22 protein-coding genes are annotated in these 25,953 nt (G+C 55.8%); 9 read left to right on the top strand and 13 right to left on the bottom strand.

What is annotated here, in order from left to right:
- The first annotated feature begins 611 nt into the window (after nucleotides 1-611).
- The 3 genes from ACTNB1_RS11450 to ACTNB1_RS11440 all read left to right on the top strand — a co-directional run bounded on the left by ACTNB1_RS11450 (nucleotide 612) and on the right by ACTNB1_RS11440 (nucleotide 2,315).
- Nucleotides 612-884: a helix-turn-helix transcriptional regulator gene (locus tag ACTNB1_RS11450; RefSeq protein ID WP_033119816.1), complete on the top strand. Its 273-nt coding sequence runs from the start codon at nucleotides 612-614 to the stop codon at nucleotides 882-884.
- A gap of 46 nt (nucleotides 885-930) precedes the next feature.
- The gene (gene rlmN / locus ACTNB1_RS11445) at nucleotides 931-2,064 is read left to right on the top strand and encodes a 23S rRNA (adenine(2503)-C(2))-methyltransferase RlmN (protein ID WP_441169614.1); all 1,134 of its coding nucleotides are present in this window, start codon (nucleotides 931-933) and stop codon (nucleotides 2,062-2,064) included.
- Between the two features lie 71 nt (nucleotides 2,065-2,135).
- Nucleotides 2,136-2,315 carry a PHP domain-containing protein gene (locus tag ACTNB1_RS11440; RefSeq protein WP_441169613.1) on the top strand — a complete coding sequence of 60 codons (180 nt, stop codon included), beginning with the start codon at nucleotides 2,136-2,138 and terminating at the stop codon, nucleotides 2,313-2,315.
- Here the strand turns inward: ACTNB1_RS11440 and ACTNB1_RS11435 are convergent.
- The 10 genes from ACTNB1_RS11435 to ACTNB1_RS11390 all read right to left on the bottom strand — a co-directional run bounded on the left by ACTNB1_RS11435 (nucleotide 2,312) and on the right by ACTNB1_RS11390 (nucleotide 14,527).
- On the bottom strand, nucleotides 2,312-2,584 hold the full coding sequence (locus tag ACTNB1_RS11435; RefSeq protein ID WP_441169612.1) for a flavodoxin family protein: 273 nt from the start codon (nucleotides 2,582-2,584) through the stop codon (nucleotides 2,312-2,314). The genes ACTNB1_RS11440 and ACTNB1_RS11435 overlap by 4 nt on opposite strands.
- Before the next feature lie 12 nt (nucleotides 2,585-2,596).
- Nucleotides 2,597-3,337, bottom strand: a complete 741-nt coding sequence (locus tag ACTNB1_RS11430; RefSeq protein ID WP_441169610.1) for an SDR family NAD(P)-dependent oxidoreductase — start codon at nucleotides 3,335-3,337, stop codon at nucleotides 2,597-2,599.
- Nucleotides 3,338-3,346: 9 nt separating this feature from the next.
- Nucleotides 3,347-5,080 (bottom strand): dihydrolipoyl dehydrogenase, encoded by a 1,734-nt coding sequence (gene lpdA, locus ACTNB1_RS11425; RefSeq protein WP_441169608.1) that lies wholly within the window; start codon nucleotides 5,078-5,080, stop codon nucleotides 3,347-3,349.
- An 11-nt stretch (nucleotides 5,081-5,091) separates the two neighbouring features.
- On the bottom strand, nucleotides 5,092-6,420 hold the full coding sequence (locus tag ACTNB1_RS11420; protein WP_441169606.1) for a dihydrolipoamide acetyltransferase family protein: 1,329 nt from the start codon (nucleotides 6,418-6,420) through the stop codon (nucleotides 5,092-5,094).
- 12 nt (nucleotides 6,421-6,432) lie between these two features.
- The gene (locus ACTNB1_RS11415; RefSeq protein ID WP_441169604.1) at nucleotides 6,433-7,413 is read right to left on the bottom strand and encodes an alpha-ketoacid dehydrogenase subunit beta; all 981 of its coding nucleotides are present in this window, start codon (nucleotides 7,411-7,413) and stop codon (nucleotides 6,433-6,435) included.
- 35 nt (nucleotides 7,414-7,448) lie between these two features.
- Complete coding sequence (locus ACTNB1_RS11410; RefSeq protein ID WP_441169602.1) at nucleotides 7,449-8,408, bottom strand: thiamine pyrophosphate-dependent dehydrogenase E1 component subunit alpha; 960 nt, start codon at nucleotides 8,406-8,408, stop codon at nucleotides 7,449-7,451.
- Between the two features lie 18 nt (nucleotides 8,409-8,426).
- The gene (locus ACTNB1_RS11405) at nucleotides 8,427-9,725 is read right to left on the bottom strand and encodes an acetyl-CoA hydrolase/transferase family protein (protein WP_441169600.1); all 1,299 of its coding nucleotides are present in this window, start codon (nucleotides 9,723-9,725) and stop codon (nucleotides 8,427-8,429) included.
- Nucleotides 9,726-9,730: 5 nt separating this feature from the next.
- Nucleotides 9,731-11,182, bottom strand: coding sequence for a 4-hydroxyphenylacetate 3-hydroxylase family protein (locus ACTNB1_RS11400; RefSeq protein WP_441169598.1), 1,452 nt, complete (start codon nucleotides 11,180-11,182; stop codon nucleotides 9,731-9,733).
- A 13-nt stretch (nucleotides 11,183-11,195) separates the two neighbouring features.
- On the bottom strand, nucleotides 11,196-12,311 hold the full coding sequence (locus tag ACTNB1_RS11395) for a 4-hydroxybutyrate dehydrogenase (protein ID WP_441169596.1): 1,116 nt from the start codon (nucleotides 12,309-12,311) through the stop codon (nucleotides 11,196-11,198).
- 248 nt (nucleotides 12,312-12,559) lie between these two features.
- Entirely contained in the window at nucleotides 12,560-14,527 is a 1,968-nt protein-coding gene (locus ACTNB1_RS11390) for a sigma-54-dependent Fis family transcriptional regulator (protein WP_441169594.1), read from the bottom strand.
- Between the two features lie 525 nt (nucleotides 14,528-15,052).
- On the opposite strand from ACTNB1_RS11390, the gene ACTNB1_RS11385 reads away from it, so the two are divergent.
- The 3 genes from ACTNB1_RS11385 (at nucleotide 15,053) to ACTNB1_RS11375 (ending at nucleotide 18,153) form a co-directional block, all read left to right on the top strand.
- A complete protein-coding gene (locus ACTNB1_RS11385) occupies nucleotides 15,053-16,774 on the top strand; it encodes a sodium:solute symporter family protein (protein ID WP_441169592.1) in 1,722 nt (573 codons plus the stop codon).
- A gap of 115 nt (nucleotides 16,775-16,889) precedes the next feature.
- A complete protein-coding gene (locus ACTNB1_RS11380; protein ID WP_441169590.1) occupies nucleotides 16,890-17,600 on the top strand; it encodes a hypothetical protein in 711 nt (236 codons plus the stop codon).
- A gap of 19 nt (nucleotides 17,601-17,619) precedes the next feature.
- Nucleotides 17,620-18,153, top strand: coding sequence for a YcxB family protein (locus ACTNB1_RS11375; protein ID WP_441169588.1), 534 nt, complete (start codon nucleotides 17,620-17,622; stop codon nucleotides 18,151-18,153).
- 114 nt (nucleotides 18,154-18,267) lie between these two features.
- On the opposite strand, the gene ACTNB1_RS11370 is transcribed toward ACTNB1_RS11375, so the two are convergent.
- Nucleotides 18,268-18,720, bottom strand: coding sequence for a stalk domain-containing protein (locus ACTNB1_RS11370; RefSeq protein ID WP_441169586.1), 453 nt, complete (start codon nucleotides 18,718-18,720; stop codon nucleotides 18,268-18,270).
- A gap of 153 nt (nucleotides 18,721-18,873) precedes the next feature.
- Here ACTNB1_RS11370 and ACTNB1_RS11365 point away from each other — a divergent pair, with 153 nt between their 5' ends.
- Together ACTNB1_RS11365 and ACTNB1_RS11360 are read left to right on the top strand one after the other, a co-directional pair.
- Entirely contained in the window at nucleotides 18,874-19,443 is a 570-nt protein-coding gene (locus tag ACTNB1_RS11365) for an RNA polymerase sigma factor (protein ID WP_441169585.1), read from the top strand.
- Nucleotides 19,433-20,065, top strand: coding sequence for a hypothetical protein (locus tag ACTNB1_RS11360; RefSeq protein ID WP_441169583.1), 633 nt, complete (start codon nucleotides 19,433-19,435; stop codon nucleotides 20,063-20,065). The genes ACTNB1_RS11365 and ACTNB1_RS11360 overlap by 11 nt, the downstream gene beginning before the upstream one ends.
- A 44-nt stretch (nucleotides 20,066-20,109) precedes the next feature.
- On the opposite strand, the gene ACTNB1_RS11355 is transcribed toward ACTNB1_RS11360, so the two are convergent.
- Together ACTNB1_RS11355 and ACTNB1_RS11350 are read right to left on the bottom strand one after the other, a co-directional pair.
- On the bottom strand, nucleotides 20,110-24,303 hold the full coding sequence (locus ACTNB1_RS11355) for a glycoside hydrolase family 3 N-terminal domain-containing protein (RefSeq protein ID WP_441169581.1): 4,194 nt from the start codon (nucleotides 24,301-24,303) through the stop codon (nucleotides 20,110-20,112).
- 64 nt (nucleotides 24,304-24,367) lie between these two features.
- Nucleotides 24,368-24,724, bottom strand: a complete 357-nt coding sequence (locus ACTNB1_RS11350) for a hypothetical protein (RefSeq protein ID WP_441169580.1) — start codon at nucleotides 24,722-24,724, stop codon at nucleotides 24,368-24,370.
- A gap of 120 nt (nucleotides 24,725-24,844) precedes the next feature.
- Between ACTNB1_RS11350 and ACTNB1_RS11345 the strand changes: the two genes are divergently transcribed.
- The gene (locus ACTNB1_RS11345; protein ID WP_441169578.1) at nucleotides 24,845-25,915 is read left to right on the top strand and encodes a LacI family DNA-binding transcriptional regulator; all 1,071 of its coding nucleotides are present in this window, start codon (nucleotides 24,845-24,847) and stop codon (nucleotides 25,913-25,915) included.
- Nucleotides 25,916-25,953: the final 38 nt, after the last annotated feature.

The following is a 25,953-nucleotide window of genomic DNA, read 5'->3' as shown; positions in this document are numbered from 1 at the left end:
GAGCCGGGACGATGAACTGCAAGGAGAAAGCGGGAGTATTCAGACACAACGCATGATGCTCCGGCAATATGCCGCCGAGCATGGCCTGAATGTCATAGATGAATATATCGAAAGGTAAACCCAAGAATTGATACAAAGAAATGCTGTTGTCAGAGCGGCAGAATGGCTTGAAATCAAGGGCTTTCAGAGATTAGGAACTCTCCGGCAACTCATTCTTTACGCCCGATTGTTGCCGACATCATGACAACAGCGCAGATGATTTTGACAACAGCAACGGAGAAAATGACAACACCTCAAGCAATGGTGACAACAGCAGAGAGAAATGTGACAACACCCGCTGATAACAGCAAAATCAGTTATAAACACGAGACTTTCTACATTTTGTTTAAATTTGCGAATTCTGTTAAAGCCCCAAAAGCCCAAATCAGAAAAAAACGGGGAAAAGCAAAACATTATTTAAAGTCGCCGAGGGTGACATATCGACAACATAGACGACATGTGCTATAATAAATTTGTTGTCATTCAAGATAAAATTTGCGGTCTTTTGCTGAACGATAATTAAACAAACTTAAGTAAAAGGAGCAAATTATTCTTTAGAAAGGGGATTAGAAGTGGAGTTTAACAATAGTAAGAGAATGGAACTGATCAATACAATGGTAACAGAGTTGCCTGTGCTGCGTGCAAGGATAGGAGCTTCCCAAGCTGATATCTCTGAAAAGATAGGCATTTCAAGGCAAACTTATAATGCAATTGAAAATGGTAAGAAAAAATTGAATTGGACTGTTTTTTTAGCATTGTTTGCAGTTTTTAGTAGTGATGAACGAACTCTGAAAATGTTGGATTCCATGGAAGTTTTTCAGGAGGGCGTTGCAAAGGAAATGTGATTGCCTTTTGCAACGAATCTTAGCGTGATTTTTTATTGGAGGTCATATGTTGAATATGGTTAAGAATGCTTCTGTTCAAGCCACGGATATATATAAGGATCCATATGGATACACATATTCTGAAATGGTTGGTGTATTGGGAGAAGTTGAGGCGGATAAGTTTTATCGCGAATTATACTCCGGTTCCCAAAGTAGTAACAAGTATAAAACGATAACTATCAAGGAAATCTTTCGTGGTCCGGATACTCAGAAATATGTTTTTGAATTGTCAGATGGCTATTGCATTGAAACGGTAAGCATTAAAAGAAAAACTGGTACTACTGTATGCGTGAGCACCATGATAGGTTGCCCTGTTGGGTGCATCTTTTGCGCCTCTGGTGAAAATGGATTTGTCAGAAATCTAACACCATCTGAAATAGTTCAACAAGTAATACTGATAAATGGTAGAGTAAATAGGATTGTATTCATGGGCATGGGAGAACCTCTGTTCAATTATGATAACGTGATAAAGTCCATTCATATATTAAGAGACCGCAAAGGACTTGATTTTCCAACAGATGGTATAACAATATCAACAACGGGACCGCTCCCTCAGATGAAGAAGTTGAGAGAAGAACATTTAAAAATCCAACTTACGTTATCCCTGCATGCCACGAATCAGCATGTAAGGGACTATATCATGCCGCATATGAAAGGGTATGATATAAATGAAGTAGTTCAATCAGTACTCTCATATTCAGAAAGACATAATCGTAGCGTTACTATAGCATATTTGCTTATACCGGGTGTAAATGATCGTGCGAATGATGTAAAACAGTTGGGAAGATGGTTTCGTGACAAAAATGTATTGATTAATCTTTTACAATACAATGAAACGGATTGTAAAGCAGTTCGAAGACCAAACAAACAGGAACTCGTTGCATTTCGTGATAAGTTAAATAAGGTGGGACTTACTGTGAAAATCAGAGAATCCCGAGGTGGCAATATAAAAGCCGCATGTGGTCAATTGGTAAGTAGATTAAATAACCGCAATATGAGTGCACCCAAGAAAAAAGGAGCTTCGGAATTGGATACAGGTTCGTCGAACAATGCTGGATCTTCGAGTAGATTGAAGCCAAGTAAGAGACGTTATGTAAACAATAAAAGCAAGAATGGAAAAAAGGGTTCATCGCATAAATAAGAGCATGTCGGAGTGTGATCTAGTATTTGCGTTCACTGATCTGCATGAACTTCACAAATGGAGGCTCGATTATGAATGAATTTGTTGATATGCATGTCCATTCAAAATTCTCAATTGATGGAATGTCTACGATGGAGGATTATTGTCTGATTGCCGGCAAAACGGGTACAAGAGTTATTTGTTTTACTGAACATGTGGATTTTAATTCAGCGGAAAAGAATCTTTCAATTGTTAACAATATCTTTAACTAAGGGAAACGGGGTGATCCCAACAGGATACCGTCTGCCTCCTGCATACGCCGGATGCAGTCGTTGACCCCGTCTTTGTCCAGCACACATTTCCCGTTGCGGGCCGCTGCGCAGCCTCCGCAGGCTCTGCACCCCTGGATAGTCATGTCCCCGATCTGGACCAGTTCCGTCTGTATCCCGTTTTTCTCCAGAACCTCCAAAACGGTGTTCAGGGCATACCAGGTATTCCCCTGTCGGCGGGGACTGCCATTGAACGCGATCGCTTTCAGCATGGCCGTATACCGTCAGCGCATCAGCGTTCCGCCGTTGATGTCCACGGTAACGCCGGTCAGATAGCTGCTGTCGTCTCCGGCAAGGAAGCTGATGACGCTGGCCACTTCCTCCGGCTCCCCCAAGCGCTTCATGGGCACGCCGTCGGCACTGTTGCCGGTGGCATTCTTGCCGATGGTCATATCCGTGGCGATATAGCCGGGCGCTACCCCATTGACACGGATCCCGTGGGGGGCCATTTCACCGGCCAGGGACTTGGTCAGGCACATAACCGCCGCTTTGCTGGCAGAATAGATGGGCGAAGCCGATACGCCACCGGTGTGAGCGGCCACCGAGGAGAGGTTGATAATGCTGCCCGACTTCTGTTCCATCATGGTGGGCAGGACCTCCTGAGTAAAAAACACGTCTCCCATCAGGTTCACACCAAATACCCGGTCCCACTCTTCTTTGGTATACTCCACAAAGGGCTTTTTCAGAGACAGGATCCCGGCATTGTTCACCAACACGTCGATTCGGCCAAAATGCTCCAGGATCGCCTCCACAGCCTCATGAACGCTTTCGCGTCTGGAAACATCCGCCTGGACAGAGATGCTGTCACATCCGGTCTGTTGGCTGATATCCTCCGCCGTGGCCGCCGCTGTCACAGGGTCCAGGTCCACCACCGCGATATACATTCCGTCTCTGGCCAGCCGCAGCGCTGTGGCACGACCGATGCCCTTTCCGCCTCCGGTAACAACTGCAACTTTGTGTGTCATAGTTCCTCCTTACAGCCCATTGATGGCTTTTCCGTTCCACGCAGCCATGAACGCCTCGCCAAGCGCCTCATTCACTGTCGGATGGGGATGGATCGCATGGATCATCTCCTCAGCAGTGGCCTCAGCGGTCATCGCCACAGAAACTTCTCCGATCATATCCGTCACATGCTTGCCGTAGAGATGCACGCCCAAAATTTCGCCCAATTCAGCGTCGACGATTACTTTGAACGCACCGTCTGTGTCGCCCTCTACCAGGGATTTTCCATTTCCATTCATGCGGAAGCGGCCCACTTTGACGTTCCCGCCGCGGCGTTCCTTGGCCTGCTCTTCTGTCAGACCGATACAGGCAATCTCCGGATCCAGATAAATGCAGGAGGGGATTCGGTCGTAGTTCATCTCCTCGTCATGGCCGCAGATATTGGCCACCGCTACCATGCCCTCATGGGACGCTGTATGAGCCAGCATAACTTTGCCGTTGACGTCGCCGATGGCATAGATATTGGGAAGATTGGTCCGCATATGCAGGTCGGTCTTAATGGCCTTTCGGTCAAACTCCAGGCCGATGCCTTCGGCATTGAGCCCCTCGGTGTTGGGTACCCGGCCCACCGCCATCAGTACCATGTCGGCCTGGACCGAAGCCTGAACACCGTCCTTCTCATAGTATACCGCATCGTCTCTGATCTTCTGTACCTTTGCACCCAGATAGAAGGTAACGCCTTCCGCCTCCATACGCTTTTGGGCCATCTCCGAAATCTCAGGATCCACCATAGGCAGGATATGGTCCGTCAGTTCCAGCACTGTGACCTTGCTGCCCAGGTGGCTGAGCAGATAGGCAAACTCAATGCCGATAACACCGCCGCCGATGACTGCGATAGAGCCGGGCACATGATCAAGATCCAAGGCCTCGGTGCTGGTGATAATGTGATTGCTCCCCTCCTGGGCAATGAAAGGCGGCATGAAGACAGAGGAGCCCGTGGCGATGATGAAGGTCTCTGACGTGATCTTCTTGTCTGCCACCGATACCGTATGGGCATCCACAAAGCTGGCCCGGCCCTCCACGACGGACACCTTATTGCCCCGCAGCAGGGCCTTGACGCCGTTTACCAGCGTCTTGACCACCCGGCCCTTTCTGGCCTGCAGCACCTTCATGTCCACGCTGAGAGCGTCCGGAGATACGCCTTTGATTCCGAATTCTCCGGCCTTGCGCATCTCTGTCAGCAATTCAGCGGTCTTGATCAGCGCCTTTGTGGGGATGCAGCCCACGTTGAGGCAGGTTCCGCCAAAATAGGTGCTTTCAATAATGCAGGTCTTCTTGCCCATCTGGGCGGCCTTGATTGCCGTCTCATATCCGCCGGGACCTGCGCCGATCACAGTCACCTCGTACTCGTATGTTATCGGAGCGGGCTGCTGCGCCGCGGGCTGGGAGGCTGCCGGCAGGGCGGCCGCGGGCTGGGGAGCCGTCGCCTCCCCAGCCTGGGCGGCGAGAGCCGCATCAGGATCTTCCCCATCCTGGCCCACCACAGCGATAGGCGTAAACACCTCCGCATACGCCCCTTCCTCCAGCATGATCTTGAGAACGGTGCCGTCGGCAGTGGCTTCTACCGGCATGGTGGTCTTATCTGTATTGATCTCAAAGAGCACTTCACCCTTTTTGACCCGTTCGCCTACCGCCTTGTGCCATTTGACCAGCTGTCCTTCATCCATGTTAAAGCCCAGCTTGGGCATGATAATGACTTCTGCCATGGTAGGTCTCCTTACAGTAAGATTTCGACCGGGTTTTCCAGCAGCCGCTTGATGTACGCAACGAACTGGGCCGCCATGAGGCCGTCGATCAGGCGGTGATCCACGGAAAGCTGAATGTTCATCATAGGACGGATGGCGATGGTGTCCTCACCGTTTTCATCGGTAACCACCACAGGGGTCTTGCGCACCGAGCTGACCGCCAGGATCGCGGACTCCGGCGCGTTGATGATGGCGGTGAAGTTGCCGATGCCGAACATGCCCAGATTGGAAATGGAGAAGGTACCGTCGCTGTATTCCTTGGGGTCCAGTCTCCCTTCCTTGGCACGGGCGATAAGGTCCTTGCTCTCGCCCGCGATCTCGGTCAGGGTCTTGTGCTGGACGTTTTTAATCACCGGTACCACCAGGCCGTTGTTCCCGGCTACGGCGGTGCCCACGTTGATGGAGCGATAGGTGATGATCTGTCCGTCCTTCAGAGTGGCGTTCAGGGCCGGATACTTCTTCAGCGCCTTACAGGCCGCCAGCGTCAGCAGGTCGGAGACGGAGATCTTCACCTCCGCCGTCTCATTGAGCTTGCTGCGGAAGGCGGTCAGTTCTGTGGTATCCACCGCATCTGTAAAGTAGATGTGGGGCGCCGTGGCCATGCTCTGGGCCAGCTTGTCGCCGATGATCTTACGCACACCCTTGTAGGGGGTCACGGAGGCGATCTGCAGCTCGTCCGATGCAGCCACAGGCTGTGCGGCAGCCTTCTCCACGTCGGCTTTCATGATCTTGCCGTTGGGACCGCTGCCCGGGACAGCCGCCAGATCCACGCCCTTCTGCTCAGCTACCTTACGGGCCAGCGGGGACGCCTTGATGTCCTTGTAGGTAATGCCACCCTGGAAGCCAGTGCCCTTGATCTGGGCCAGGACGGAGGGGGCGATCCCCTCCTCCTTGACCAGCTTTTTGGCCTTGGGGGTGAGCTTGAGTTCCTTCAGATCCATGGGGGGCACCTCGGGAATGAGATCCACCTGGGGTACCTGGGCGGGGGCGGCGTCCGCAGCAGCAGGTGCGGCGGCGGGGGCTTCCCCACCGGCGGCAGCCAGCGCGGCGTCGGGATCCTCTCCAGGGGCACCCACTACCGCAATGGGGGTGAACACGTCCGCAAAAGCGCCTTCCTCCAGCATGATCTTCAGCACAGTACCGTCGGCAGTGGCCTCCACGGGCATGGTGGTCTTGTCGGTGTTGATCTCAAAGAGCACCTCACCCTTGGTCACCGGGTCGCCGACAGCCTTGTGCCACTTGACCAGCTGTCCTTCATCCATGTTAAAGCCCAGTTTGGGCATGATAATGACTTCTGCCATGGTAGTTCCTCCTTACACCATTTCCCGGATCTTGGCGGCGATGCTCTTCTCGTCGGGGATCAGCGGGAATTCCAGAGCCGGGCTGAAGGGCAGGGGGACGTTGCCGGTGCCCAGACGCTGCACGGGAGCCTCCAGGTCGTAGAACACGTCGGGCATGATGCGGGTGGCGATCTCACCGCTGATACCGAAGTCGATGTGGCCCTCGTCCACGATGAGCAGCTTGCCGGTCTTCTTCACGGACTTGATGATGGTCTCGGTATCCAGCGGCACGATGGTGCGCAGGTCGATCAGTTCGGCGTGGATGCCCTCCTCGGCCAGCTTCTTCACTGCCTTGGTGGCCTTGATGGTCATCATGGAGTTGGTGACCACGGTGATATCGCTGCCCTCCTGTACGATGCGGGCCTTGCCGAAGGGGATGCAGACATCCTCGCCCTCGTCGGGCACATCGTCAAATTTGGTAGTGTAGAGCATCTTGTGCTCAAAGAACATAACGGGGTTGTTGTCCCGGATGGCGGTCTTGAGCAGGCCCTTGCACTCACCGGCGGTGGAGGGGAGCACCACTTTGACGCCGGGGATATGCGCGGCCCAGGCGTGGATGGACTGGGAGTGCTGGGCTGCGGAGGAACGGCCGCCGCCCAGAGGCATGCGCACCACCATGGGGACGCTGCACTGACCGCCGGACATGTAGGTAATCTTGGCCATCTGGTTGAACAGCTGGTCGCCGCAGACCATCAGGAAGTCGGCGAACATCAGCTCCACCACGGGCCGCAGGCCGGTAAGGGCCGCGCCTACGCCCATGCCCACAAAGTCCTGCTCGGAGATGGGGGTATCCTTTACCCGCAGATCGCCGTACTTGTCCCGCAGGCCCACAGTACACTTAAAGTTGCCGCCGATGACGCCGATGTCCTCGCCCATCTGGAATACGGTATTGTCCCGGGCCATTTCCTCGTCAAGCGCTTCCCGGATCGCGTCTCTAACCATCAGTTCTCTCATAGTTCTGTTAACCTCCATTCATCTCGGTAAAGGATTCAGTCCACGAACAGATCGGAGTACGCTTCAGCGGCGTCGGGATAGGGGCTCTCCTCCGCGAACTTGCACGCGGCCTGGATCTCCTCCTCCACGCCGGCCTTGATGGCGTCGATCTCGGCCTGGGTCAGCAGCCCCCGCTTCTCCAGCTGGCCGATGGGTTCTCTGGCCTTCCAGTCAGCCAGCTCCTGAGGATCCCGGTACTCACCCGGATCGCCCACGTGGTGGCCCTGCCAGCGGTAGGTCAGGCACTCGATCAGCGTGGGACCCTCACCCCGGCGGGCACGCTCCACAGCCTGCTTCACAGTGTCATAAACGGCGAAGACGTCGTTGCCGTCGATGGTATAGCCGGGAATGCCGTAGCCCACGGCACGCTTGGACAGCTCATGCTCCTTGGTGACCCGGCGGATATCCACCGAAATGCCGAACAGGTTATTCTCAATGATGTACACACAGGGCAGATCCCAGGCGGCGGCCATGTTCAGGGACTCGTGGAAGGTGCCCTCGTTGGAGGCGGAATCGCCGAAGAAGGCAAGGGTCACCTGATCGGTGCCGCGGTACTTAGCGGAATAGGCCGCGCCGGTGGCGATGGGGATCTCGCCGCCCACGATGCCGTTGGCACCCAGGATGCCCTTATCCATGGCCATGATGTGCATGGAGCCGCCCTTGCCCTTGGAGTAACCGGTCTCCTTACCCAGGATCTCCGCCATCATGCGGTTCAGGTCGGCACCCCGGGCCACCAAGTGGCCGTGTCCCCGGTGGGTGGAACCAATGTAATCGTCGTCCCGAAGCGTGGCGCAGGCGCCGGTGGCAATGGCTTCCTCACCCAGATACAGGTGGGCCAGGCCGGGCATCAGGCCCCGCTTGTAAAACTCAAAAACTTCCTCCTCGAAACGGCGGGTACGGTACATGACGGTGTAAAACTGCTTGGCCAGCTCCTTCTGTTCCTTCTTTGTGCTCATACGTGTATACCTCCTCAATTACAAACTGCTATGAAATCTACGAACGTATTCCTCTTTCAACTCGTCCCGGAAGTCGGGATGGGCAATCTCGATCAAGGCCTTCGCTCTCTGGCGGAGGGTATGTCCCTTCAGGTGGGCCGCACCGTACTCCGTAACCACATAGTCCACGTCGCAGCGGCAGGTTGTGACAGCGGCGCCGGCATCCAGAAGCGGGACGATCTTAGATGCCTTGCCTTTGACGGTGGAGGGCATGGCGATAATGGACCGACCACCCTTGCTCCGGGCTGCGCCGCGGATGAAGTCCACCTGGCCTCCGGTGCCGGAGATCTGACGGGGGCCAATGCTCTCCGAAGCCACCTGACCCATCAAATCCACCTGCACACAGGAGTTGATGGAGACCAGGTTGTCATTCTGTGCAATAACAAAGGGATCGTTTACATAGTCCACCGGCGCCAGAAACACATCAGGATTATGGTCCACGAAGTCGTAGAGCCGTTGGGTCCCCATCAGGAAAGTAACCACATATTTCCCCGGGTGAAGGGTCTTCTTTTGGTTGGTGATAACCCCGGCCTGGGCCAGCTCCACCACGCCGTCAGAGAACATTTCAGAGTGGATTCCAAGGTCCTTTTTGTCTTTCAGGAACTTCAATACCGCGTCAGGAATTGCACCGATGCCCAGCTGGAGCGTATCCCCGTCCTGAATCAGAGAGGCCACGTTGCGTCCGATAGCCTCTTCCACCGGGCCGATCTTGGGTGGCGCCAGCGGGATAATGGGGGCGTCGTGAGGTACAAAGCAGTCGATCTCCGTCACATCCACGGCTGCGTCGCCGTAGGTGTAGGGCATGTCGGCGTTGACCTGCGCGATGACAGTCTTGGCACACTTGACGGCGGCCATGGTGTAGTCCACTGATACACCCAGAGAGCATTTTCCGTTTTCATCCGGCGGTGTAACGGTAATGAGGGCTACATCCACCGGAAGGGCAGACTGGAACAGGCCGGGCACTTCAGAAAAGAAGCAGGGGGTAAAGTCGCCCCGTCCCTCCGCCACAGCAGCTCGGGTAGACCCGCCCACAAACAGGGCGTTGTGGCGGAAGTATCGCTCCATACCGGGTTGGGCGTAGGCCGCCTGGCCCATGGCCACCATATGGACGATCTCCACATCCCGGTATGCCTCAGCATTGGCTACCATGGCGTTCACTAAGAACGTAGGCTCGCCGCAGGCATGCTGTATCACCACCCGGTCACCGGACTTGATCCGCTTGACTGCCTCTTCCGCAGTCGTGATGTGGGATATGTAATATGTGTTCCAGCTCTCCATGCCGGTTACTCCTTGATGTGGGCGATGGCCTTGGCCAGAGCCTTCTTCTGTGCCAGGTTGCCCTGACGGGAGATCATGATGCGCTGAGCCTGGGGAGAACCGGCGCCGTGCATGGACTCGGTGCGGTAGCCGACGGCGGCGGTGCCCAGAGACAGGTTCTCAATGAGGCGCAGGATGCGCAGCCGGTTCTCAGTGGAGACGGCGTTGACACCCTTGAGGTACTTGTCAATGACGGGACCCAGCTTGCTGTCGCGGAAGTCGGCCTCGGAGGGGGCGGTGACCATCAGGCCGCCGGAAATGTCCTCGGCCAGACGGACGATTTCGTAGGGGAAGCGGGTGACGTTCTGCTTGCAGACGTTGGCCAGCAGCAGGTCGATCATATAGTTGCCGCTCTCGGTGGGATAGCCCTCGGCGGAGCAGGCGATGCCGCAGCAGTACAGGGTCTCGTTCAGGTGGGTCATCTCAATGAGCTTATCCTTCACGTGGCTGGCCTTGGCGGCGCCGTTGTAGTCGGCGGCCACGGCGGCAGCGCCGATGAGTACGTCGCCCACGCCAACCTTGCAGCCGCCGTAGCTCTGGCGGTGATAGCCGGCGAAGCGCTCCACCAGCATGCCGGCAAACTCGGTCTCGCCGTTGAGGAAGATCCGGTCGTTGGGCACGAACACGTGGTCGAAGACGGTGAGGGCCTCCACGCCGCCGAACTCGCTGTTGCCCACATCCATCTCGCTGCCCTCCAGCTTGCGGGTGTCGCAGCTCTGGCGGCCCACGATCATGTACAGGCCCTTGGTATCCAGAGGCACCGCGAAGGAGATGGCGTAGTCCTTGTCATCGGGGCCCATGGAGATGGTGGGCATCACGATGACCTCGTGGCTGTTGATGATGCCGGTCTGGTGGGCCTTGGCACCGCACACCACAACGCCGTCCTCCCGGCGCTCCACCACGCGGAGGAACAGGTCGGGATCGGCCTGCTCGTGGGGAGCCTTGGAGCGGTCGCCCTTGGGGTCGGTCATGGCGCCGTCCACCGTCAGGTCGCTGGTCTGGCAGTACAGCATGAACTTCTTGAAGTTCTCGTGGTAGTGAGTGCCGTACTTTTTGTCGATCTCAAAGGTGGTGGAGTACTCGGCGTTGAAGGCGTCCATGCCCACACAGCGCTGGAAGCAGGCCGCGGTCTTCTGGCCCAGCAGGCGCTGCATCTTCACCTTGTTGCGCAGGTCCTCGGTGGAGCGGTGGATGTGGGTGAAGCGGTTGATCCGCTCGCCGGTCTCGGGAGAGATGGTGGTCATCAGGTCCTGATACTCGGGCATCTGAGCCAGATCATAGGTCATCCGCACGCTGTTCAGGGAGGGGCGGAGGATGGGATCGTCCACCGGATTCTCCACCTTCTTGCCAAACATGTAGATCTCCATGGGGATCTTACGGATACTCTCGATGTACTGTTCACCTGTCATGAGTGCCATATCGGGTCCCTCCTCAGTAAAGTTCCGTGTAGATCTTGCGCACCCGCTCCTCGTCCAGGGGTACAAAGTTGTTGGCCATCAGGCGGCCCTGGCTGGTGATGACGCTGTGGGCAAACTCGTCGATGTCCTCTTTCGTCATGCCGTATTCATGCAGGGGCTTCTTGGGCAGAATCTGATTGAGCAGTTCCTCCAGCTTGTCGTAGACCTCCTCGGTCCCACAGCCCAGCAGGTTTGCGAGGTAGCCGTTCATCACCGCAATCTCGCCGTCCTGCTTGATCTCCATGTAGTTCTTCAGAACTCCGGTAAACATGGCGTAGTTGCTCTCGCCGTGGGCCACATGGTATTTGCCGCCTAGAGGATAGCTGGTGGCGTGGACCGCCGCGCAGCCCGCCGTGCCGAAGGCCAGGCCGGCGTAGTTAGAGGCGATCAGAAAATCCTCCAGCAGCGAGATGCGGGACTCCTTTCCCTCTGCCACGATCTTCTGATAGCCCCGGATAATCATCTCGATAGCCTTGTAGCCGAACAGCTTGGTGTAGGGCGTGGCCTTGGGGGACAGAGAGGACTCCACCGCGTGGACCAGCGCGTCGATAGAGCTGGTAGCGAACACGCCGAAGGGCAGCTTTTCCAGCAGCTCTGGGATCAGCACCGCCTGATCGGCATACATGGCGGGGCTCACCAGGCCCAGCTTGGTACCCAGACGGGTGCGGGCCATGATGGAGATGTTGGTGACCTCACTGCCGGTGCCGCAGGTGGTAGGAATGATGACCAGTTTCCGCTTCTTTTCCAGGTTGGGAGCCTTGTCGTACAGCTCGTCCACGCCCTCCCCGTCGGAGACCGCCAGCACCTTGGCAATGTCGATGACCGTGCCGCCGCCGATGGCAATGATCCGCTTGCAGCCCGTTTTGGCTGCGTCAGCCAGGATGGCGTCCACCATCACGTCGGTGGGCTCGCCGGTGCCGTACTTTTCCTGATAGATCACATGGCACTTCAGGTCCATCTTCCCGAAATACGGCTCATAAATGTATTCGTTGCTCAAGACCAGGTCATCGCTTCCCAATTCAAATGCGTCCTTAAAGGCGCAGCAGCACGGGAACAGGTGCAGTTCCGGCTTCCATATCAGTTCAAGCATGTTTTCTCCCATCCTTTCTAAATCTTTTGTGCTACTCTTCACTGTGTCACGCTTTTGCTGTCACGTTTATCATGAGCAAGTTTAATGCCAAATTCTAAAAGCCTGCTATTTCAGAAAAATTTCAGGCCTGTGCCAGAGATCGGCCCACTACTGCGCCATTTTGGCACACTTCAGCACGAAGCATGTGCCACCGGTTTGGCACACAAAAAAGCGCGAACCTGATACCAGGTTCGCGCTTTTTGCATCGATCATTTTCTTAACTTATCGCAGTCGATCCCATAGGACTCGAGTTTTCGATACAGCGTCCTGCGGCTGATCTCCAACAGCTGAGCAGCCGCCTTCACATTTCCATGGGTCTGCTGCAATGCCTGCTCTATTTTTTCCTTTTCTCCCTTTCGCATGGAAAGGGAGGCCGCACGGGGCGGCTTTTCCTCCTCCGGTTCCGCAGCTTCCACCGCGTGCACCTGTAATTCCGGAGAAAGGCTCTCAGGAAGGATCTGGTCCGTGGTGGTCAGATACACCGCTCTCTCAACAGTATTTTCCAGTTGTCTCACATTTCCGGGCCAATTATACTGGGATAACAACGTCATAGTTTCTGGCGAGAAGCCCTTCGCCTTGCAGCCTGGCATACTTCCGGAATATTTCTGTAGGAAAAACTCTGAAAGTACCTGTACATCGCCCTTCCGCTCTCTCAGCGGTGGAATTCTGATATGGAATACGTTGATCCGATAGAACAGATCCTCCCGGAACATTTTATCGGCCACCAGGCGCTCCAGATTCTGATTGGTGGCGGTGATCACCCGAACATCAATTTTGATGGTCTTGCTTGCTCCGATACGGCGCACCTCCCGGTTTTGCAGCACACGCAGAAGGGTCACCTGTACATCAAAAGGCATATCCCCGATCTCATCCAGGAAGATTGTGCCGCCGTTGGCCAATTCAAATTTGCCAGCGCATCCTTCTCTTTTTGCTCCGGTAAAACTGCCGCTCTCATAGCCGAACAGCTCCGCTTCGATCAGGCTTTTGGGCAATGCCCCACAGTTTACGGCAATAAACGGTCCGCCTCTGCGGGCACTGGAGTTGTGTATCGCCTGCGCGAAGAGCTCCTTACCTGTGCCGCTCTCTCCGGAGAGAAAAACCGTAGCGTCATTCTGCGCCGCAATCTTAGCCATTTGCACCGCATCCCGCATGGAATCCGATCTTCCTATAATATCGGAAAACGAGAAGTGTGCATCGTTTCCCACGATATTATTGACTCGCTTGTGCAGGCTGGCCAGCTGCTCCATCTGCACTACATACTCTTTCGTTCCGGTTGCCTGTACGGACAGTGAAATGGTATGCTTTTGTCGCTTATGTTCCAACACGACCGGGAAGTTGGCCACACCATTCTGGATCCGCGCCAGAGTGTCTGCGTCAGCACCGATCAGCTGCGGGAAGGATGCCCCCTTCAGATCCTGAGGCAGCACATCCAGAAGCTTTGTAGCCTGGGCATTGAACGTGGTCACCTGCAGCTGCTCGTCCAGCAAGCAAATAGCAGCAGGTACCGTTTCAATAATAATATTCATATTCTGCCACACCAGCGCCAGTTCATCATACGCCGATTTCAACTTGAGCTGCCTGGAGATGGCATCCGCAGCCGCAACCACCATTCCAAGCGTATGGTAGTTGACCTTCTCCGCCATGCCGGACAGGCAGACGCTTCCGCCCAACCTTCCATCTGGCAAAAAAATAGGCGCACCAGAACAGGACCAGTTCACATGCACCTCATAATAATGTTCTTCCGCAAACACCTGGAGAGGCTGCTGTGTGACCAGCACCGTCCCCACACCATTTGTGCCTAAGCGGTCTTCACTTCGGCAGGCTCCCTCTATTAAACCGGTCTTCTGCGCAGTGGACAGGATCTGCGGATCTCCTCGTTCATAGAGGATATACCCTTCCTCATCACTGATCAGCACCAAAAATTCCGAACCTCGAATAAAATCATACAGGCCGTCCAAAAAAGGAAACGCCACTTCGCACAGGCTCTTTCTGGCATCCCGCCGCTTCTGTAGTTCTCCTGGAGGCAGGACACGCTTGTCAGCATCCTGCATTGGCACGCCCCGGGCTCTGCATCGCAGCCACGATTCACGGATTACGTCCCGAACCATATCGTCAGGAACCGCGTCTCCATTTCGGAGCAGTTCTTTCGCCTCACTTACCTGATTTCGGATATCCATGGGCTTTCACTCCTCCCATAGCCAGTTTTATTAAGTACACGCACACTAATAATGTTGCAAGAAGAGTGCCAAATTTTCACTATCCACATCCATTCTATCTGAATTGCCTCCATTACACCCGCAGACTTTGGCGGCGAAAAAGCTATTTTATAATAGCAGAAGAGTATTGCGCCGTCAATTTTGTGCGCTCGCCGCTTCCGTATGTTACACATGTGACATAATGCGCCATTCGTGTGCCGAAATAGCACATCTCTTGCAGCTTATGCTTCACGCCTGTCTTTTCCCGTATTTTCGACATATTTTGACGCATTCCTTTAAATTGGCCGAATCTCTATGCACCAATTTAACTTTTTCCACATTTCCTTATACTTGGCCCGAATTTTGCTCAATAGCTAGGCAGAAGTTCCACTGCACAGAAAGGAGGGATCGCTTTTATACCACCGCCAGTGGAAGCATCCGTTTTATTGCGTCACCCATTTGCACACAGAAAGAGAAGAAAGAAAAGAAAGGTGTGAGCACGATCATATGAATGTTATAGCGATAGGCGTTATCATCGCGCTCGTGGTTTACGGTGTCTTTGTAGCCGTGATCTCCGTTAAGGCATCCAAAAGCACCGGAAGTTCTTCCTCAGAATACCTTGTGGCCGGCCGCAACGTAGGTACGATCACGCTGCTGGCTACGGTCATGCTTTCCATCTGGAGCGCCCTCTCCTTCTATGGATACGGCGCCGCTCTTTACCGGGACGGCATTGGCTACTGGATCGGCGCCATGGGTGCCTGCTTCGTCGGCTTTTTTGCCCCCAATGTGATGTATCGGCTCTGGCTGCTGGGTAAGCAGTACGGTTATACCACTCCGGGTGACTACTTTATCCACCGGTACCACTCCCGTGCTCTGAAACTGATTATCTCCGTAATCTGCGCTGTGTGTATTATCCCTTATATCTCCGTGCAGGTCAGCGGTGTGGCTAACGGCATCGTCACCACAACAGAAGGAAAGATCGGTTTCTGGATCTGTGTGGCGATTCTCGTAGTTTACATGTATGTTCACGTGCTGGGCGGCGGCAACAAGGCCGTTGTAGGCACCGACTTGTTCGCAGCAATTGTCGGCGTCGGCATCGTGGTGGTGACGACTATTGTCTTCATTACGAATATTACCTCCGGCGGTCTGAGCGAGGCCGTGGAGAAGATCATTGCCGACGGCAATGGCGACGTCTTCAAGGTCACCGGGAAATACGGCAACTGGATCTCCGCCCTCGGTCTGTCCCTCTCTGCCGGCATTTCCATCATTGCCTGGCCCCACATTTTTATCCGCTCCTACATGGCCAAGAATGAGGACGTCTTTAAGGTTATGGGCATCGCCTTCCCCATTCTGGAGTGCGTGTGCTACCTGATGTTCCTGATCCAGGGCATCTACGCCGGCCGCTATGCCTATCCCGCTCTGGAGGGCGCTGCCAGTGACAACGTTATCCCCATGATGGCTCTGGAATTCGCTCCCGCTATTCTGGCTATTCTGCTGGTCATCGGCGTGTTTGCGTTCGGCCTGTCCACTGCCGACTCCCAGCTGGTGGTGGCTTCCTCCATCGTTACTCACGACATCATCCGGAAAGAAGATCAGGAAGAGCAGAATACCAAGCGCAACAATGCTATTTGCTTGACCATCATCATGGTGGCCGTGCTCATCGTGACCTACTTCCGTCCCGCGTTCCTGGTCACCTATGCATATAGCTTCTGCGCCCCCGGCTTTGCCCAGATGATGCCCTCGCTGATCGGCGGACTCTACTGGAAGCGCGGCACCAAGGAAGGCGCTCTGGCCGGTACCGTGTGCGGCATGGCCGCTGTTCTGATCACTCTGTTCGGCGTAAATCCCTGGCCCACCATGGATCCCATCCTGTGGGGCCTGGTCGTCAACACCATCCTCTACGTGGTAGTCAGCCTTGCTACCCAGCCGGATGCCCGGGCTGAGAAGGAAATCACCGGTCCCCTCTCCGCTTTCTTCGCCTCCCGCGAAAACACCCTTCACAAAGTGGTCCTGGTCCTTTACGCTGTGGTGTTTGTCCAGTCCCACATCGTTGGTCTGTACCTCCCCAACGAGACCTTTATCTTCGGCTGGATGCCTCCCACGGTGTTCAACTACCTGCTGAGCGGCATCGAGCTTGGCATCCTGGGCTACTTCTACGGCAAGAACCGTCTGTATGAGCCCGACGGTTCCAAGAAGGATTTCGCTCCCTTCTGCCCCACTAAACAGTAAAAACACTCCATTCCCCTCATTTCCCATGCACAAGACACAGCTCCAGGACCCCGGGACTGAACCTATCCTTCAGTTCCGGGGCTCTGGGCCTTTCTCGGAAGAAGCGATCGCCGATATGAACGTATTTTACACTGTCAACAGCGGTTTTTATCTCCGCTCCGCAGATTTTGGGATCCTGGTGGACGGGCTCCACCGCGGTGAACAAGTTGGATTTTCCGCTGTGCCGCAAACGATCCGGACAGCGCTGAACACGCATACCGCTCCCTTCAACTGTCCCATGGCATTTTTGTTTACCCACACCCACCCCGACCATTTTGATCCGGAATCCTTGGCTCTGGCAGCACCGTCTGCTGCTGTCTATGGACCAGATGTCGGCGCGCTTCCGTTTGAGGTCATTGCCCCCGGTATCAGAAAGCTTCTTCTTCCGGAAGGGTACGCATATGCGTTTCAGGTTCCCCACGAAGGAAAAGCCTTTTCCGATGTTCCGCACCACGCACTGCTCATTCTGCTGGACGGGCAATGCATTTTAATGGCCGGAGACGGCGAGTTCTCCCCGGAGATCGCTCATACCATGCTGGAATTTTGCCCCTGCGGCGTTGACGCCGTGTGTGTCAACCCTTACCAATTGATTTCTCCATCCACACGGGCCTTTTTGTCTCTTCTGCATCCAAGCTCCATACTTCTCTCCCACTTGCCCTTTCCGCAGGATGATAAGCTAGGCTGCTATGCTCTGGCAGACCACGCCACCGCTCACTACCCGGCAGGCTTTCCTACCCTTACGCGGCTCACGCCCATGTCCTGGTTCCATATCCCCCTACACAGCTGAATTCCAAGGAGGTAATCTCGTGAACTTTGAAATGGAGACCGTTTACGATAAGCAAACCATACAGGCGTTTCAAAATATCTTGAATCAAACGCTTCGTGCAAAGCGGATCCAGTTCGCACGGCTGACGTTCATGATCACAGGCTGCGTCTGCATTGGCTATGGATTTCTCTGGCTATGGGCCAAATCTCAGGCAGATATTTCTGTTATCCCTGCGGTAAGTTCCTTCGCAGCCGGAATACCGCTGCTGCTTTTAGGTCTGTTTTATAAAAAGTACAGGAACAGATCCGTCAAGCACATGGTCAATCAAACCCCGGAACGGATCTATTATTCTTTTGACGAAAACGGTTATTTTTCCCGTTCCGGCTCCACAAAGCTGCGCAGCACATATCATATTTTGGAGTTTATGTTTGAAACAGACCACTATTTTGTACTCATGCTTAGCCGCAAAAAGGGCTTTATTTTAGACAAATCTCGCTTTCAATTCGGCACACCGGAAGAATTTCGCTCTTTCCTGTCCCAAAAAACCGGGAAGCAAATGATGCTGGTCAGTTGAAGCGGTTCTACCTGATAAAATATGCATAGGAAAAAGTCCCCCGCCCGCAGAACAGTATGCTATACTGTTCTGCGGGCGGGGGACTCTTTTAATACGCCAAACTATTGAATATGATCAGAAGTCTGTACACAGATCCACCGTATTGCCGTTCACAGTGAGGGCATCCTCATGGTTGCCCATCAGCACCGTGAAGAGCTCCAGGGGCACATAGGTCACTCCGTCAGATACCACCGGAGCAGAGGACAGAGAGAAGGGAGCGGTCATGCCCACCATACCCTCGATGCTGGTGGCGGCAATATAGGAGTTGACGCCGATGGTGAAGTTGGCGTGCATGGTGCCGCTGTCCAGGGTGACAGACTGGTCTTCCCCATTCCAGGTAACGGTATAGCCCAGCTCCTCCGCCAGGTCCCGGGCGGGCACCATCACGGCCAGCTGAGTATCGCTCTCCTTGCCGTCGATGGTCAGCTTCAGCAGATCGGACTGGCCGGCGGCGCCGGCAAACCCTACGGCGGACAGCGTAATGGCGGCAGCGGCGGACAGTGCCAGGCAAGTCTTCTTCAGTTTCATAGTAATACATCCTTTCTGTTTTGCGGCGGGCCTGCGGTCCGCTCTCTGCCCTATACACAAACGCCAGAGATGAAACGCTGCAAAAAAGAAAAAATTTTTTCGTGCAGCGATTTTCCCCTCTGATTTGTATTCCATGTGAAAGGAGGAATAGAGATGGAAGGTGTACTCTTCCCGCCCCGGCGGGGACTGCTGGCCAGGCTGCGGCTGTGGCTGGCAGGCAGTTCTCCGGACGAGACATCGGATCGCCCTCTGGAGGACGCAGCTCTGGTGCTCCGCCGCCACGGAGACGCAATCCTGCGGCTGGCCTTCTCCTACCTCCACCGGCGGGACGAGGCCGAGGATGTGCTCCAGGACACGCTGCTGCAATACATCCAGAAGGCGCCCCCCTTCTCCAGCCAGGAGCACGAAAAAGCCTGGCTGCTGCGTGTGGCGGCCAATCTGAGCAAAAACCGGCTGAGCTACTGGAAACGGCACCCCCAGGAGGAGCTCAGCGACCTACTACCGGAACAGGAACAAGAACCGGAGCTGTCGGCTGTCTGGGACTGCGTCAAAGCCCTGCCCCTCAAATACCGGATGGTGGTCCATCTCTACTACTACGAGCAATACAGCACCGTGGAAATCGCAAAGCTGCTGGGCAAAAAAGAATCCACCGTACGCTCTCTGCTGACCCGAGCCAGAGGGCTGCTGCGGGATGAATTGGAGGAGAATGACTTTGGAGACTAGACAGGCATACCGGCAGATTCTGGACGCCGTATCGGTGACGCCGGAGATGGAGCAACGGGTGCTGGCCGGCCTCCGGAACGCCCTGGACAGAAAAGGCAGCAGCACATACCGTTGGCAGCCCCGCCTGGCCGTCGCCTGCGCGGCACTGGTGATCTGCGCCGCGGCAGTGTTTCCGCTGTGGCTGGAGTCCCGTCCCCCGGTGGAGACACCGCCGGTGCAGGTCACCTGGGGCGCACAGCAGTTTGACAGCATTGCGGACCTGGCAGACAGTCTGTCCTACCCGCTGCTTCTCCCCGCTCAGGTACCGGAGGGATATCAGCTGGATGGCATCAGGTGTTTGCAGGGACAGCTGGCAGAGGTAAGCTGGCAGGGGGATGAAGGCACCCTTATCTACCGCATGGCTCCAGGGAACGAGGATGTAAGCGGAGACTTTACCGCTTACGGCTGGGAAGATACCCTCAACGTCGGGGCATATACCGTCACCTGCAAGGGGGAAGACGGCCAGGTGTTCCTGGCAGTATGGAACGACGGAACATATAGCTTCTCCCTCCATGCTTCCGCCGGTCTCACCGCAGAACAGGTAATGACTGTGATTGAAAGCCTGTCTCCCGCGGAGATGTGAATAAAAAACGGACCGCCCTGATGGGCGGTCCGTTTTTTATGATCTTACTTCTCGGTTACTTCCAGGAAGGTCATCAGCACCTTGCAGGCCTGCTCGCGGGTGGCATTGTCGGTGGGGGCAAACAGGTTGCCGCCGATACCGTCAATGACGCCGGCCTTCTGCATGGCGCTCACCGCGTCGGCAGCCCAGTCGGAAATGCTGTCCGCATCCGCAAAGGCGGAGGCAGCAACCGTCTCAGGCAGCTCGATGCCGCTGTTCTCCGCATAGCGGTACAGCATGGTGGCCATCTCCTGACGGGTGATCAGCGCGGTGGGAGCGAAGGTGGTGGCAGAGGTGCCAGTGGCCACCTTGTTCTCCACAGCCCAAATCACATAGGGCTCATACCAGCTGCCGTGCTCCACATCGGTGAAGGTGCTGGCATCCTTGCTCAGGTCCTCGTCCTTCACACCAGCAGCACCAGCCAGCAGCTTTACAAACTCGGCGCGGGTAATGCTGCGAGTGGGGGCAAACAGGTTGCCGCCGATACCGTCCACAATACCCTGCTCATACAGGCCGTAGATGTAAGGAGCGGCCCAGCCGTTGGGATCCACATCAGAGAACTGGAAGGGCTGCTCCGCAAACACAGCCTGAATGGTGTGGCCAGCGGTCACATTTTCAAAGGTGTAGCTGCTCACAGCGCCTACGCTCTTGCCGTCCACCAGCACATCCTGAATGGTATAGCCGGCGTCGGCAGTGATGGTGAAGGTCTGATCCTTGCCCTTCTCCACCTTGACAGTCTCAGGAGCGATCTTGCCGCCTTCGCTCTGCTTGACGGTGATGGTGTACTGGCTGGCAGAGGTGCTGCCGCCACCGCCGCCACCGGTGCTGCCGCCGCTGCTGGTCACAGTGATCTGGCAGGAGGCCTGGAGCACACCGCTTACGTCAGCGGCCTTGATGGTCACGGTGCCAGCGGAGATGGCAGTCACCTTGCCCTCGCTGACGGTAGCTACAGAGGTGTTGGTGCTGTCCCACTTCAGGTTGTCGTTCTTGGTGCCGTCGGCATCCAGACGGGCAACCAGATCCAGGGTCTCGCCAGCCTTCATCTCGGCGGACACCTGGGGTACGATGTACGCATCCGCAGTCACACTGCTGGCATCGTTTGCGGTGGCAGTGACCTTGACCGCAGAGGTGGCCGTTGCCCCAGCCTTGACCGTGACAACACAAGTGTTGCCGTCAGGCGCAATGCTCAGGTTCTGATCGTCGGTGCTCCAGATAACAGTAGGATGGGTAGCGGATTCAGGCTCCACGGTAGCCTTCAGGGTGATCTCGCCGCCCGCCATGACGGCAACGCCGTCCTCATTCGTCACATTGGTGGGAGTCAGGGTGATCTTGGTCACGTCCACATCGGTATTTTCCTCCACCGTGATCTCACAGGTGGCGGTTTTCCCGCCCTCGAAGGTCTTGGCGGTAATGGTAGCGGTGCCTACGCCGACACCCTTGACCACGCCGTTCTCTACGGTGGCCACGTCAGGATCGCTGGAGGTCCAGATGACCTGCTGATAGTCCGCATCGGCGGGGGTAATGGTGGCCTTCAGGGTAACGGTCTCCCGCTCCCGGATAGTGGCCTCAGTCTGATCCAGGGTGATGCCGGTGACGCCCTTGATGGACTTGACCACGATGGCGTGGGAATCGGTTACGGTATCGCCGCCCTTGGTAGCGGTGACGGTGATGGTACACACACCGTCACCCACAGCGGTGATCTTGCCGTTCTGATCCACAGTGGCAACATCCTCGTTATCGGAGGCGTAGCTCAGGGTGATACCGGCAGCAGCAGCCGCATCCTTGTCCTTGTAGAGGGTGTCGTTCTTCAGGGAAACGCTGGTGGTCACTTCAGTGGAGGGCATCTCAGTCTCCTGGTCGCTGTCCTCCAGGATGTAGTTATCCACAGTCAGGGTCACAGCCTGGAGACCCTTGGGCATGTCATCGGCGGTAAGAGCAACTGCCTGCTCACAGCCGGCGATCTTGGTCTCGCAGTCGGAGCCCAGATAGAAGTTCCAGCTGCCGGCATCCAGGTCGAAGCAGTCAGCGCTCTCATCCCAGAAGGCCAGATCCTTTACATTCACAGTGATGGTGACCTGCTGGCTCTCGCCGGCCTTCAGGGACACCTTGTCGAAGCCGGCCAGCTGCTTGTCGGCGCGGTTCAGCTCAGCGGCCTTGGGGCCTACGGCGTAGAGCTGAACCACTTCGCTGGCGTCCACATTGCTGGTGTTCTCTACGGTCACAGTGGCGGTAAGGGTACCATCGCCATTGTTGCTGATGCTGTAATCAGAGTAGGCAAACTCGCCGTAGCTCAGACCGTAGCCGAAGGGATAATCCACATCGCCCACGAAGAACATGTAGGTGCGGCCATAGCTGCCGCCATCCGCCAGGTCGATATCCTGGGGATCGCTTGCGGTGGGATAGAGGCTGTAATCATGCTGCAGCTCGCCCAGCTGGCTCTCGTCGGCGTACCAGGTGGTGTTCAGGCGGCCGGAGGGGCTCACCTTGCCGAACAGCACGTTGGCCAGGGCAGCGCCCTGCTTCTCGCCCAGGTAGGAGGCCCACAGCACGGCGTCGGCCTTCTTCTCGCCCTTGGTGGCCCAATCCACGTTCACGATGGACTGGGTGTGCATGGCCACCACCAGGTTGGAGCAGTTATTGACCAGCTGCTCGCCCACTTCGGCCTGGCCACGGGGCAGGTCCAGGGACTCGCGGTCATTGCCCTCACCGGCATCGGCGCCGCCGGTCAGCATGGTGATCCGGGTAGCGGGGATATAGACGGTCAGGACCTTATCCCCAGCCATCATCTCCATCTGCTCAGCGGTGGGGGCCGCCACCTGTCCATCGGTCTCATTCAGCACGATGCTCTCCACCTGGATGGAGGTACCGTTGGCGGCATTGTACTCCGCTACGGCGTCCTGAATGCCCTTGACGAAGGACACGCTGATGCCGTTCTCGTCCCGCCACACGTTGTCGGACTTGTAGTCAGAGTACAGCAGCTCTTCGATGTACTGGCCCACCACTACGATCTTGTCATAGTCGCCGATGTTGGCGGGCAGGAAATCGTCATTGTTCTCCAGCAGCACGATGGCCTCGTCGGCCACATCCTCCGCCAGGTCCTGATTCTGACGGATGAAGGCGGACACGGAGTCATAGCCGTCGATATAGGCATCAGAGTTGTCGAACTCACCAGTGGCAAAGCGGCTGGTGAAGATGTCCAGCAGAGCCTGATCAATGGTGTCCATGGTGAGGACGCCCTCGTCCAGTGCCGCCTGCAGGTTGGCGGACGTCATAGTCCGGCCACCCAGGTCCAGGTTCACGCCGGCGTTCAGAGCCGCAGCCGCGGCCTCAGCGGCGTTGGTGACGTTCAGGTTCTCCTCGCCGTTGAAATCTTCAGAACCGCCGTCCAGAACGGGGAAGGCTTCGCTGTCGCCCTTCTGGCTGTTGCCGCCGTTGGCGCCGTACTGGCTGTTCAGATTTCCGACGCCGCCGTTATCGGAAACCACCCAGCCGTCAAAGCCCCAGGTCATCCGCAGGGTATTGGTCAGCAGGTCATAGCTGCCGTGGCAGGGAATGCCGTTGATGGCGTTATAAGCGGGCATGATGGCCTGCACGCCGCTGTCCATAACCATGTGGCTGAAGTGGCGCAGGTAGTACTCCCGCAGCTCAGACTCGCTCATGTTGGAGGAACCGCCGCTGCGGGTCTCCTCAGCGTTGTTGGCAGCGAAGTGCTTGGCTGTGGCAATGGCCTTCAGGCCCTCTTCGTCGTCATACTCGCCCTGGAAGCCCTTGATAAACTCCCCGGCCAGCTCAGCGGAGATCACACCGTCCTCGCCGAAGCTGTCACCGGTACGGCCCCAGCGGGGATCCCGAGCCAGGTTTACACTGGGTCCCCAGTAGGACAGGCCCTTCTTGGAGGTGTTATAGAAGGCACGGGCCTCGTCACCGATGGCGTCGGCCATTTCACCGATCAGATCGCTGTTCCAGGTAGCACCCTGAGCAAGCGTGGAGGGGAACGCAGACGCGCCGCCCTTTGCATCGCCCGCCGCGCCGTACCAAAGGGTGATGTTGGCGATACCGTTCAGGTTTTCACCGGGATACCAATATTCTGCTACGCCCAGGCGGGGAATGGCAGGAGAACCATGGCTGACCAGCTGGCCCAGCTTCTCCTCCACCGTCATGTGGGAGATGAGATCTGCAGCGCGCTCTTCGTCGCTCAAGCTGGTATCCCAATAAGCATATCCTTTTACCTCATCGGAAATCTGGCTTTCATCCACGTCTACTTTAGCAAGAGCCGATGGTGCCAAAAGTGCGGCTGTCAGTAAAAAGCAGGCAGCCCTTTTCCATGTCTTTGACATTTTCCAACCTTCTTTCCTTTCTTGTACCAGAGTCACAAATCTCGGCGGCAGCACAGTAAAACCTCTGGTTTACTTTTACTATACTCGCAGTGTACAAATGAAAAAAAGTATGATTTTTTATCATACTTTTTTGCCGTCTCCTTTTTGGAATTTGTACATTTTTAACGAACTTAACGCACTTATAATCTGAGGCGCTTTTTTCTTCTTCTGCCCCGTGCTCACGCCTCGCAGACAACCGGAAGGTCCAAGCATCCCTCTCTCCGTTCTCTGCTTCTCTGCTCATATACGATCACTTTTTCTTTATAATTTGCTCTTGCTTCTTTCTGGCAGAAGCATATATAATCAAGTAACATATTAAGCAGCCGTTTTATTATCCGCATCTCAGATATCGGGAGGGATCGGCATGGAAAAGCGCGCAACGAGCAAAGATGTGGCCCAGCTGGCCGGCGTCTCGCAGGCTACGGTATCCTACGTACTGAATAACAAAAAAGGCCAGACCATTTCACCGGAGACCCGCGAACGGGTACTGAAGGCTGCTCGTCTGCTGGATTACATGCCCACCCACGTGGCCCGAGTCCTTCAGGCCTGCCGCACCAACTGTATCGCCGTTTCGGTCAACAAAAACGTCATGCTCCCCCGCTACGGCCAGGTTCTGGAGGGCGCCCGCAGCATCCTGGACAAAGAGGGCTACCGCCTGCTGCTGTGCACAGATGCCCTCTCCCCCAGCGGCTACCCGGACTATCTCAACCGCTGCATCCTCCACCGGGCTGACGGAATCCTGTACGTAGGTGCTGATGGGCAGGAACCTCTCTCTTCGGCTCTGGAGTATATCCTTGCGCATAATATTCCCTTCGTAGCCTATGACAGCTGTCAGGAAAATCCCAGCCTTTCCAGCGTAAATCTGGACTACTACTCCGGCACCAAGGATGCCGTGGAATATTTTCTCTCTCTGGGCGGCAAGCATCTGGCGTATCTCCGCCCGTGCCAGGAAATCAATACTCCCCAGGAGATTCAGCGGGAAGCCGGCGTGCGAGCTGCGGTAGCCGCTTGTCCCGGCGCCAGTCTGGAGGTTTTTGACGACTTTCTGCCCGGTGATGCACGGCTGGACGAAAATTTTTCCTTCCACTTTCTGCAGGAACTGAGCACCTCCGCCCGGAACTTTTTCTCCACCGTAGTCTCCCGCGTGGCAGAAGGGACGCGGTTTGTGTGCAGTTGGGGTGCCTGGGCACAGCCGTTGAGCAGCCTTCTCCCCCCATCCGACGACGACGCACCCTCTATCCTCTCTCTGGCGCAGGTAGGTTCCTTTCCGTACGGAAACCAGGATCGCAGGATCCTCACCTGCAATCTTCTGAACTACTTGGCTGGAGAGTGCTGCGCCAGGCTGCTGCTCCACCAGTTGCATGAAAAAGGGGAGCCGGAAAAGCAACTGCTGCGCCCCGGCGTGTTACGCCCTGATGTTGCTGGTCCATTTTGAATATTTGACTGCTTTTTCCATAAAAAATCGGGCCGCCT

Source organism: Flavonifractor sp. HCP28S3_F3, assembly GCF_052065355.1.
In the GTDB taxonomy this organism is placed as follows: Bacteria; Bacillota; Clostridia; order Oscillospirales; family Oscillospiraceae; genus Flavonifractor.
The sequence above is the reverse complement of the archived record's forward strand: the minus strand, read 5'-3'. Positions and strand labels throughout refer to the sequence as shown.

Excerpts from the sequence above, each read along its gene's own strand:
- rlmN (WP_441169614.1), top strand. The coding sequence starts at position 931 with ATGTTGAATATGGTTAAGAATGCTTCTGTTCAAGCCACGGATATATAT.
- ACTNB1_RS11440 (WP_441169613.1), top strand. The coding sequence starts at position 2,136 with ATGAATGAATTTGTTGATATGCATGTCCATTCAAAATTCTCAATTGAT.
- ACTNB1_RS11435 (WP_441169612.1), bottom strand. The coding sequence starts at position 2,584 with ATGCTGAAAGCGATCGCGTTCAATGGCAGTCCCCGCCGACAGGGGAAT.
- ACTNB1_RS11430 (WP_441169610.1), bottom strand. The coding sequence starts at position 3,337 with ATGACACACAAAGTTGCAGTTGTTACCGGAGGCGGAAAGGGCATCGGT.
- lpdA (WP_441169608.1), bottom strand. The coding sequence starts at position 5,080 with ATGGCAGAAGTCATTATCATGCCCAAGCTGGGCTTTAACATGGATGAA.
- ACTNB1_RS11420 (WP_441169606.1), bottom strand. The coding sequence starts at position 6,420 with ATGGCAGAAGTCATTATCATGCCCAAACTGGGCTTTAACATGGATGAA.
- ACTNB1_RS11415 (WP_441169604.1), bottom strand. The coding sequence starts at position 7,413 with ATGAGAGAACTGATGGTTAGAGACGCGATCCGGGAAGCGCTTGACGAG.
- ACTNB1_RS11410 (WP_441169602.1), bottom strand. The coding sequence starts at position 8,408 with ATGAGCACAAAGAAGGAACAGAAGGAGCTGGCCAAGCAGTTTTACACC.
- ACTNB1_RS11405 (WP_441169600.1), bottom strand. The coding sequence starts at position 9,725 with ATGGAGAGCTGGAACACATATTACATATCCCACATCACGACTGCGGAA.
- ACTNB1_RS11400 (WP_441169598.1), bottom strand. The coding sequence starts at position 11,182 with ATGGCACTCATGACAGGTGAACAGTACATCGAGAGTATCCGTAAGATC.
- ACTNB1_RS11395 (WP_441169596.1), bottom strand. The coding sequence starts at position 12,311 with ATGCTTGAACTGATATGGAAGCCGGAACTGCACCTGTTCCCGTGCTGC.
- ACTNB1_RS11390 (WP_441169594.1), bottom strand. The coding sequence starts at position 14,527 with ATGGATATCCGAAATCAGGTAAGTGAGGCGAAAGAACTGCTCCGAAAT.
- ACTNB1_RS11385 (WP_441169592.1), top strand. The coding sequence starts at position 15,053 with ATGAATGTTATAGCGATAGGCGTTATCATCGCGCTCGTGGTTTACGGT.
- ACTNB1_RS11380 (WP_441169590.1), top strand. The coding sequence starts at position 16,890 with ATGAACGTATTTTACACTGTCAACAGCGGTTTTTATCTCCGCTCCGCA.
- ACTNB1_RS11370 (WP_441169586.1), bottom strand. The coding sequence starts at position 18,720 with ATGAAACTGAAGAAGACTTGCCTGGCACTGTCCGCCGCTGCCGCCATT.
- ACTNB1_RS11365 (WP_441169585.1), top strand. The coding sequence starts at position 18,874 with ATGGAAGGTGTACTCTTCCCGCCCCGGCGGGGACTGCTGGCCAGGCTG.
- ACTNB1_RS11350 (WP_441169580.1), bottom strand. The coding sequence starts at position 24,724 with ATGAGCAGAGAAGCAGAGAACGGAGAGAGGGATGCTTGGACCTTCCGG.
- ACTNB1_RS11345 (WP_441169578.1), top strand. The coding sequence starts at position 24,845 with ATGGAAAAGCGCGCAACGAGCAAAGATGTGGCCCAGCTGGCCGGCGTC.